The sequence below is a fragment of the Ehrlichia minasensis genome (assembly GCF_004181775.1).
Lineage (GTDB): Bacteria > Pseudomonadota > Alphaproteobacteria > Rickettsiales > Anaplasmataceae > Ehrlichia > Ehrlichia minasensis.
Genome location: NZ_QOHL01000033.1, coordinates 1 through 9,484, shown reverse-complemented (window position 1 = coordinate 9,484; position 9,484 = coordinate 1). Strand labels below are relative to the sequence as shown.

6 protein-coding genes are annotated in these 9,484 nt (G+C 27.9%); 3 read left to right on the top strand and 3 right to left on the bottom strand.

The features are described 5' to 3' along the window. Nucleotides 1–571: 571 nt before the first annotated feature. Nucleotides 572–1,129, bottom strand: a complete 558-nt coding sequence (gene pgsA / locus DRF75_RS04710) for a CDP-diacylglycerol--glycerol-3-phosphate 3-phosphatidyltransferase (protein ID WP_200887574.1) — start codon at nucleotides 1,127–1,129, stop codon at nucleotides 572–574. A gap of 291 nt (nucleotides 1,130–1,420) precedes the next feature. Between pgsA and DRF75_RS04705 the strand changes: the two genes are divergently transcribed. Beyond that, the gene (locus DRF75_RS04705; RefSeq protein ID WP_045170702.1) at nucleotides 1,421–2,731 is read left to right on the top strand and encodes a cbb3-type cytochrome c oxidase subunit I; all 1,311 of its coding nucleotides are present in this window, start codon (nucleotides 1,421–1,423) and stop codon (nucleotides 2,729–2,731) included. Nucleotides 2,732–3,092: 361 nt separating this feature from the next. Here DRF75_RS04705 and DRF75_RS04700 read toward each other — a convergent pair whose 3' ends face one another. Beyond that, entirely contained in the window at nucleotides 3,093–3,707 is a 615-nt protein-coding gene (locus DRF75_RS04700; protein WP_240729895.1) for an SURF1 family protein, read from the bottom strand. A gap of 407 nt (nucleotides 3,708–4,114) precedes the next feature. Between DRF75_RS04700 and DRF75_RS04695 the strand changes: the two genes are divergently transcribed. After that, the gene (locus tag DRF75_RS04695; protein ID WP_045170704.1) at nucleotides 4,115–5,965 is read left to right on the top strand and encodes a pentapeptide repeat-containing protein; all 1,851 of its coding nucleotides are present in this window, start codon (nucleotides 4,115–4,117) and stop codon (nucleotides 5,963–5,965) included. Nucleotides 5,966–6,550: 585 nt separating this feature from the next. On the opposite strand, the gene DRF75_RS04690 is transcribed toward DRF75_RS04695, so the two are convergent. After that, entirely contained in the window at nucleotides 6,551–7,810 is a 1,260-nt protein-coding gene (locus DRF75_RS04690; protein WP_045170705.1) for an iron-containing alcohol dehydrogenase, read from the bottom strand. Nucleotides 7,811–8,278: 468 nt separating this feature from the next. Here DRF75_RS04690 and DRF75_RS04685 point away from each other — a divergent pair, with 468 nt between their 5' ends. Then, complete coding sequence (locus DRF75_RS04685; protein WP_129992748.1) at nucleotides 8,279–9,010, top strand: F0F1 ATP synthase subunit A; 732 nt, start codon at nucleotides 8,279–8,281, stop codon at nucleotides 9,008–9,010. Nucleotides 9,011–9,484 lie beyond the last annotated feature (474 nt).

The window sequence follows — 9,484 nt, the reverse complement described above, 5'->3', positions numbered from 1 at the left end:
AATGCATCATTAGACTTGTAAATACAGTACTTGCAAACTATTTTTATTCGAATGATTATAAGAACTTTTTTACATACACAGAAAAATATATTTTTTAGAACAATATAAAATTAAAAACATACAGTACATACTCTTATCAACTACATGTTCTATAGTAGACTTTCTAATGCATCATTAGACTTGTAAATACAGTACTTGCAAACTATTTTTATTCGAATGATTATAAGAACTTTTTTACATACACAGAAAAATATATTTTTTAGAACAATATAAAATCAAATACATATAGCACATACTCTTATCAACCACATGTTCTATAGTAGACTTTCCAATGCATCATTAGACTTGCAAATACAGTACTTGCAAACTATTCTTATTCGAATGATTATAAGAACTTTCTTACATACACAGAAAAATATATTTTTTAGAACATATAAAATTAAAGACATATAGTACATATTCTTATCTACCACATGCTCTATAGTATCACTCCTTAATGCATAAATATTAGATTTTTGTGGCACAATACATAGTGTCTTTAATCATTAGATGAATTCTTAAAACAAGACTATCATTCTTGCAAACATATGTACTTTATCGCAATACAGACATAAAGATATGCAGAATATATAGTCAATGCAGCCGCAAAATATAGTATCACTTCACCAATATACAATATCAAACTATCATTTAACATTAACATAGCAATAGCAGCCATTTGTATAAATGTTTTGATTTTTCCCAACTTAATCACTGGCAGTTCAACATTCATGGAAATCAAAAATTCTCTTAACCCAGAAATTAAAATTTCTCTACAAATTATCACTACCACAGGAATAATAGTCACACCTGTGATTTTACCAATGTAAATTAACATAATTACAGTCGCAGCAACAATTAGCTTGTCTGCAATTGGATCAAACAATTTCCCAAATTTAGATTGTGTTTTCCATATACGTGCCAAGTAACCATCAAAGAAATCTGTAACACATGCAAAAACAAAGATAATAAATGCTATATAATTTGAATTATTATCACCAATATAAAAGCTATACACTATTGCAGGAATTGCAAATACTCTCAATATAGTTAACAAATTAGGTAAAGTTCTTCTAAAATCATCAACCATAATGCATAATATCCTATATCCCACCCTATAATAATGATAATCTCAATAACTTCAATATTTATATTAAAGTTATATATTGCTTGAGTATATAACATCAAATATACAGTATCTAAATAACAAACACTACTTGTATTCTATGAGTTATTTTCATTCATGTACTTTATACTAACATAATGTACTAATGTTGCCTTATTAAATTTAATATTAATTATATCCAGAATAAGATTAAATATTCTTGAGTATTTTAACAGTAGATTTATAATTCAGCTTTTAGTAAGGTTGTTTACACCAATGCTCAATGTTAATACCTATAACTTAAAATTGTGTCATAAGTGGCTGGTGCTAGGTGTATCTGCCTTAGGAATATCTGGACTTTTATCTATATTTGTCATATTGCTTAGACTCCCCATATCAAAATCTTTCATCTTGGATGTAGATAAAGTTTTCGATACGTCACTAGTAATACATGTCAACCTATCAGTATTAGTATGGGCATCCTCTATTGTCTCCATAATCTCAAGTTTGATGATTTCCACTCACAAGTATTCAAAATGCTTCACATATTTGTGTTATCTTGCATTTATTGGTACACTTTTAATGGTGATATCCGTATTCCTCCCCAATGCAGAACCAATAAAAAACAACTATGTACCTGTTATCAATAACACATGCTTTCTATCAGGATTAATAATATTCATTGCAAGCATACTTTTTTATTCAATATTATCAACTAAATCTCACAATTTAAAAATCCACCAAGATGTTGCATTAGGAGTTCAAGGTATTTCAATAATATTCATATGTGCTGTCCTATGCTTTACAATGTCTTATTATACAATACACAAAAACAATTACTTTTCTATAATATCATTCTATGAAAACGTATTTTGGGGAGGAGGACATATACTACAAATGGCTTTTAGTCAAGCATTACTAATAGTGTATCTAATCATGCTTGGAACAAATAATAAACTACTCAATAAAAACTTAATCAATACTATATTTATAATCAACACTTTATCTACTGTTATAGGACCAATAGTATACATATATCACCCATCTGATTCTCAATTTGCCATAGACTTTTTCATATGGCATATGCGTACTCTTGGAGGAATAATTCCTATATTTGTTTTCATATTAACACTATTTAATTTAAAAACATTATTAAAGAATCATTATCATAGTCTAATATGCACAACATTACTATTTAGCTATGGCGGTATACTAGGCATATTGACTATCCATGGAAATGTAACAATACCTGCACACTACCATGGATCTATTGTTGGTATGACTCTTGCATTTATGGGATTTATTTATTGGCTCTTACCAAAATTAAATTTTGGAAATACAAACAACTTTTATACTAACTTACAAATATATGTATATAGCTTAGGACAATTCTTACATATAACCGGATTAGAATGGTTAGGTGGATATGGAGCCTTACGAAAAGTAGCATATTTACCTGATACAGCATCAAAGATTGCAAAACACTGCTTCACACTTGGTGGTCTCATGGCAATAATTGGTGGGTGCATGTTTGTAGTCATAGTACTATTACAAATTTGCAAAAAAAAATCTAACGATGCATCATAAATTACCAATAGTAAATCAGTGTATACGCTTTATTCAAAAACATTCCTAAAATATTATTGCTATCAATACATTACCTTCCAGATTATTTACAGTAGTATAGATATCTTATCAACCATATCAAAACTAACAAATTACTGCAGCTACCCCTCATTAAATAAGTTCTAGAATACTATATAAATTTACATTAAATACATCAGTCTACAGACTAGTGCAATAACACGAATATATTACGTATATCAAAACACACAGTAAATCAGGTACTACACTAAGAAATTTTCAATTACTTGTGCAATACTTTATATCAAATATAAAATAACTTATTAAAAATCTAACATACAAGATCTATATACTATCCCAAATATTATTTACAATAGCACAAGTATACATACCCTACCAACCATATCAAAGCCAACAAGTACCAAGTAATAATATATTCAAGATGATCATTTCTAACTTTTAGTGGAACATTAGGGTTGATAGCATCAAAAGTATTATCAGCCCATATTACACAACTTTCTAAAGGTATATTAATTTGCTTCATCATACTCTCTATATCAAACCAAAACCAAATATTAGCATCAACATCATTTTTAACAAACCATCCTACTTTTTTATTACTATCACATGATAAAATTCCTTGAATACTAAGTAAATTTGTATCAAAAAGCTCAAACTTATCTTCTTTATTCAATACCGTACCTTTATTAACTAATATATATCTACCATCACTTAAATGAAACGGTTGCAATAAGTAATAACCTAATGTTTTAGCAAAAACAAAAAATTTATAATTATTGTCAAAAATTCCATTCACACTCACATGTTTATAATTCTGTTTTACTATATCATGATTCTCTAATTTAGAAGGTGGATCTTGCATACTATGTATGATGTTAATTTTCTCTTTCAATCTAAATATTTGCCATGTACCAAGCAAGACCATTGTAGAAAATGGCAGAACAAAAATTATAAGCAATTTTAACCACATGATATTAATTATCCATTATCAATCTGCAAGTAAGCTACTACACCAGATGTAATATTTACACTGTAAATAAAACATTTTTATGAGAATTATAAAATAAAATATCAACCTATTTTTATGATATATAATAACAAAATATAGATATCCAACACAAGAAATCACTTACAACTTATTATCAGTAATATAATTTCAAGTATATTATCCGTTATTTGATAATGAAGCTAAGATACATAAGAAAAGTTACATAAGTATGTTATGTCAAAAATTAAGTACAGCACAAACTTTTAATACCTAATATGCAATAAAAAATATATAATTAAGAAACTAACATTAACAATTTTATGACACTTATTACTTATAATCAGCTATATTACATTATCAGATTATACAAATATAATATGAAGCATTACATAAAATACAATTTTACAGTTCTAATAATATGTGCTTTATTCTTCAACGCTAATATATGTCATGCTAATGCAACAAATCAAAATCAACAACAAGATGACACTACAAACCAAGAAAACTTCTTTACTGTGAAACGTACATCACTTACCAAAGAAGATTTTGTAAGTTTTATAGTAAAATGCCATGCTAAAGGCATACCTTTAGATTTTAGAAAAGAGTTTGGCAATAATTTATCTGGAGCAGACTTTAGTGATTTAGACCTTCGAGGGTCAGTCTTCAATAATGTTAATCTATTACATGCAAATTTTACAAGAGCTAACTTATCTAGTTCTACTTTCACAGATACCAATATGCAAGGAGCATCATTCATAAATGCCAATTTAAGCAGATCTAATATAAAAAATTCAAATCTAAATTTTGCAAACTTTACATCTGCAGACTTACAAAAAACTATAATTACACAAGCAAAGATCAACAACACAAACTTTAGTGATGTAGACATGCGCTTTTCTATTTTGACAGAAATAGATGGCTCATTTGCAAACTTTTCTGAAGCAGAGCTAACATTAGTTTCAATACTTAATTCTAGAATAGAAAAAACAAATTTTCATGACATTGAAGGTGAAAGTATATTAATTCAAAATTGTAACTTATCAGATTCAAATTTTTTTGGAGCAAACTTACACAACTCAAAAATCCAATTTTCTAACCTAACAAATACAATCTTGTATGGAGTAAATTTGGATTCATCAGATGCAACAGGCAGCAATTTAAGTCACAGTAACATGGAAGTATCAAACATCTCCTTTGCAAATTTCCAGAATGCTGACTTAAGTCATACAAACATGCACCTTGTAGATGCGTATTATACCAACCTAAATAATACAAACTTACACAAAGTATGCATGAGTAATGGAACACTAGTTGGTGTAAATTTAAAAAATTCTACACTATCCAACGTAGATCTAAGTAACGCAAACTTAATCAATGCCATCATGGAAGAATCAGATATGCAAGAAGTTCTATTCAATAACACCCATGTTACAAAATCAAATATGAAGTATGCTATCTTAAATAATACAACTATCAACAACACAGTTTTCCTAAACTCAGACCTTACAATGACATCAATAAGAAACGCAAAATGGCATAACTCCAGTATTTATTCAAGCAAACTCACTTCCGCAATTATAGATCATAATACCATTAAAAACAGTACATATGATAAAGTAACTGCAACAAATACAATATGGTCTAACTCAACAATAGAAAACAGTAATATTAGTCACACCAACCTTGACTTTTCAACATTTAACAAGAATAAAATACATAAAGTTAGCTTTTTCAGCAATCATTTAGAATCTGCCAAGATAGAAAATTCAAATATAACTGGATCAAGCATTTATAAAAATATTCTAACTAATTTTGTAACCAACAATTGTGACACTGAAAACACAATAATGATTGAGAACAAAAACTTTATTTTAACAGAACTTCCTAAAACAGCAATTACATCTCTTAAATCTTTACAGAACACTATAACAAATAATAAAAAATTTGATGTCAATTTTTCCAATTTTGATTTTAGAAAAATTAACTTGAATAATTCAAATTTTTCAAGTTCTATATTAAAGAACGCAAATTTTTCAGGTTTAAAATTAGAAAATGTCAACTTTTCCTTTGCAGATTTACAATCTTCTCATTTTAAGAATTCACAACTTAAAAATGTAGATTTTTCTAATGCAAACTTAGAAAACGCAGATTTATCACATAGTAAATTAAATGAAGTCAATACATATAAAACAAACTTAAGAAATGTAAAAACAGATCTCACTAACTGAAATAAAAAAATCTATCAATACTTATTAACTAAATAAAGCTAAGATTTTAGCGGAGTTATATAATTGTAAACCAAAACTATCCAACTTTTACATAACAAACAAAAAAGTATTGTAAATATATCTACTTAAAAGTAACACAATACAAGTTAAGATATAATCTAACTTTAAATATTGTACTTAAAAAGTTATTGTATCATGAGAAGAAACATGATTATCATATAAAAAAACAGTTAAATATCAGGATTTTATGCTTATAATCCACCATATAATTAAGAAGTATACATATAGATTACAATAATACACAACAACACTAATTTACCCAGTGCTATTTACACTTTTTTAGCACAAAATGAATATTGCACTATAAGTATTATAGTATACATAATCACCAACAACGAAAACATTTAAAAATTGTATCATCTAAATCAATTTCATTTACAGTAAGCATTAAATCTTTTCATTATCATACAAATACATTTAACATATTATGGAAGTTAAAGATATATTAATAGTTAACTATCACATTATTTAAAATCATCCTATTTAACGCTACAATATTAGTAAAACTTAAAATATACTGAAGGCTTATATATCATCAATGATTGGTAACCTAGCATGATGTGCAATATCAAGAAATGTAAACCTTTGCCTAGTAACAAATGCAAGCTCTATAACCTTACTATACTTACTAGTGTTCCACCCAATATGTTCTGGTTTATTAGGACATCCTATATTAACTAGCATTTCCTTAATTAATAAATCAGACAATACCTTTTCTCTAATATTTTCAACAACAAAAGACCACTTATCACTTATTAGGCTGTTTAAGTAATCTGCTCTTTGCTGATTAATAAATTTCTTCTCTAATATATCACAAAACTCCTCAGCATATTGTATATGAAAATATTGTTTCACGTTTTGAGCATTTATCAATGTAGGATAAAGTTTCGGTACCACTTTCAAAATTCTATGCTGTAAACACGCCATGGTGATAGTACTTACACCAATAAATTCACCATGGAAGAAAGACATATCACTTTGCAAAAGCTCTATTGTATGTGCAACCATATGTTCACCCTGACTAGCAGATTGGCTCCCTCCCACAATAAACATACCTAACCCTGACAGAAGCAAAGCTTGCATTAAAACCATAATACTATATTCATCACGTCTTATTAATCCCAAGTGATCAACAATCAATGCACTTTCACTTTCTTTACTGATTAAAAACGGCAATTCAGTATATTCACTTCCTAACAATAAATGTGACAACAACCAATCTGCTTGCACTGTAGATCTACAAATAAAATCAGCAAAACCACTTACTATTAATCTTTTTGGAGCATTGACAATAATATCAACATCTAAATATATTGCTTTAGGTAAATGAGATTGTAGTGATTGTTTATACCCATTGTTTAGTATTATAGATGCATTAGATGATGTATATCCATTCATGGAAGGAGCAGTAGGAAATGAGATATAACTCTTATTTGTCACATAACTCACATATTTACAAATATCATTAATTGTACCACTACCAAAGGATACCAAAACATCTGAATCTTGTGATTTCTCCTTAACTAATTCTACTAGTTTTTGAGAAGCAGAAGCTAAATACGGTATTATTAAATGCTCAAAACCATTCAACACAGATTTACTCAACAGAGGTGCAATATTAACGTCCGTTACAATAAAACCATTATTACCATATTGTTTAACTATATCACATATGTCATTACTTATTCCTCTACCAATATGTATACTCTTTATAGTATTAACTACTGATTCCAACCCACAAAAATTTTCATCAATCAAAATCTGCTTTAGAAATTCATTATACATAATAAGAAACAAGGAATGTGTCAGCTATTTATATTATCTAATAAACTAGTAACACAAAAAACATTTTATTTACTAAAGTACATATCAACCTATGATTTACATCTTTTTTATAGAATCAACTCTATCAACAAACTACACAACTATATAGAACTGTCAATTATTATATAATATACATCTACAAACACTAGTTCCATACAGTAACATATTATACAAAGTAACAAGATTAAAGTAATTGATTAAAAACATACATCTATGCAGACCATATCAGTATACTTCTACTTATTTCTGAAATCCTATCATTTATAACACAATACTATAATTTCATTTTACCAAATAAATATACATGAACTTACAAAACCATATATAATTCTTTACAGCAGTGTAACTCTAATTGACTAACTTTTTGCAGTTGATATGATTAAATACAAATAATTCTTATTAACAATATTGTGTTTGTACGGAGCATAAATGTCAGCAAGCCCACTAGATCAATTTAAAATTCTGACTATATTTAAGTTACCTAACGTTGCCGGGTATAACATAGATTTTACCAATGCATCATTGTTTATGGTACTATCGACAATTTCGGTCGCACTATTTTGCTACATTGGATTAAAGAAAGAAAGTATCATCCCAAATGGAATACAATCAATTGTTGAATTTATCTATGAGTTTATTGCATCAACAATAGAAAGTAATGTAGGAAAAGAAGGATTACAATATATTCCACTGGTCTTTACAGTATTCATGTTTATTGCAACATGTAATTTATTAGGAATCCTACCATCAGGATTTACTGCTACCAGTCATATTGCAGTAACATTTGCAATATCCATGGTAGTGTTTGTTAGCGTCACAATCATAGGATTTAAACATCAAGGAGTTCATTTCTTACGTATATTATTACCAAAAGGTACCCCAGGTTGGTTAGCTCCAATGATGGTATTTATTGAATTATTTGCATATTGTGCACGGCCTGTAAGCTTATCAATACGTCTCGCTGCTAATATGATAGCAGGACATACTATAATTAAAGTAATTGCAGGATTTGTAGTAAAAATGAATATATTTCTCACCCCTTTACCTATGATATTTATCATTATTCTAATTGGATTTGAAATATTCGTTGCAATATTACAAGCATACATATTTACAGTATTAACTTGTGTATATCTATCAGATGCAGTTAAAGAACACTAAAAAGTTAATATGCTTTGCTGACATAAAATAATAATAGCAAGTACTTAATAGTAACAGCAACTATACACCTTCTCATTTGCGTTTTTTATTAACACTTCATTAGATTTGAGATATCTTAACATTCACAGTATTAATTTGTGTACACCCACAAAACCAAATCCGTAAACTCTTATAATATGATTTGCTACTACAAAATGATAACAAAATATACTTAATTAATAAGCAGTATGCAATAAATATAGAATACATTCTTTACATTTTACTTATAACTTTTTAAATATGCTGTAACCTTCACGCATGCATGTTCATAATATTAACTTGCGTATACTAACTAGACCGAGCCAATAAATTCTCATAAACTACTATACCTCACTGCCAAACAATAACAGGACATATCAAAAGCAACAGCGTCAAAACAATGTATACATCATTACTATTTTATCTATAATTTTTACCTGGTGAAACATTACTACA

What these genes read in the sequence shown, in the direction of transcription:
- DRF75_RS04695 (WP_045170704.1), top strand. Translation starts at nt 4,115, where the DNA reads ATGAAGCATTACATAAAATACAATTTTACAGTTCTAATAATATGTGCT.
- DRF75_RS04705 (WP_045170702.1), top strand. Translation starts at nt 1,421, where the DNA reads ATGCTCAATGTTAATACCTATAACTTAAAATTGTGTCATAAGTGGCTG.
- pgsA (WP_200887574.1), bottom strand. Translation starts at nt 1,129, where the DNA reads ATGGTTGATGATTTTAGAAGAACTTTACCTAATTTGTTAACTATATTG.
- DRF75_RS04685 (WP_129992748.1), top strand. Translation starts at nt 8,279, where the DNA reads ATGTCAGCAAGCCCACTAGATCAATTTAAAATTCTGACTATATTTAAG.
- DRF75_RS04690 (WP_045170705.1), bottom strand. Translation starts at nt 7,810, where the DNA reads ATGTATAATGAATTTCTAAAGCAGATTTTGATTGATGAAAATTTTTGT.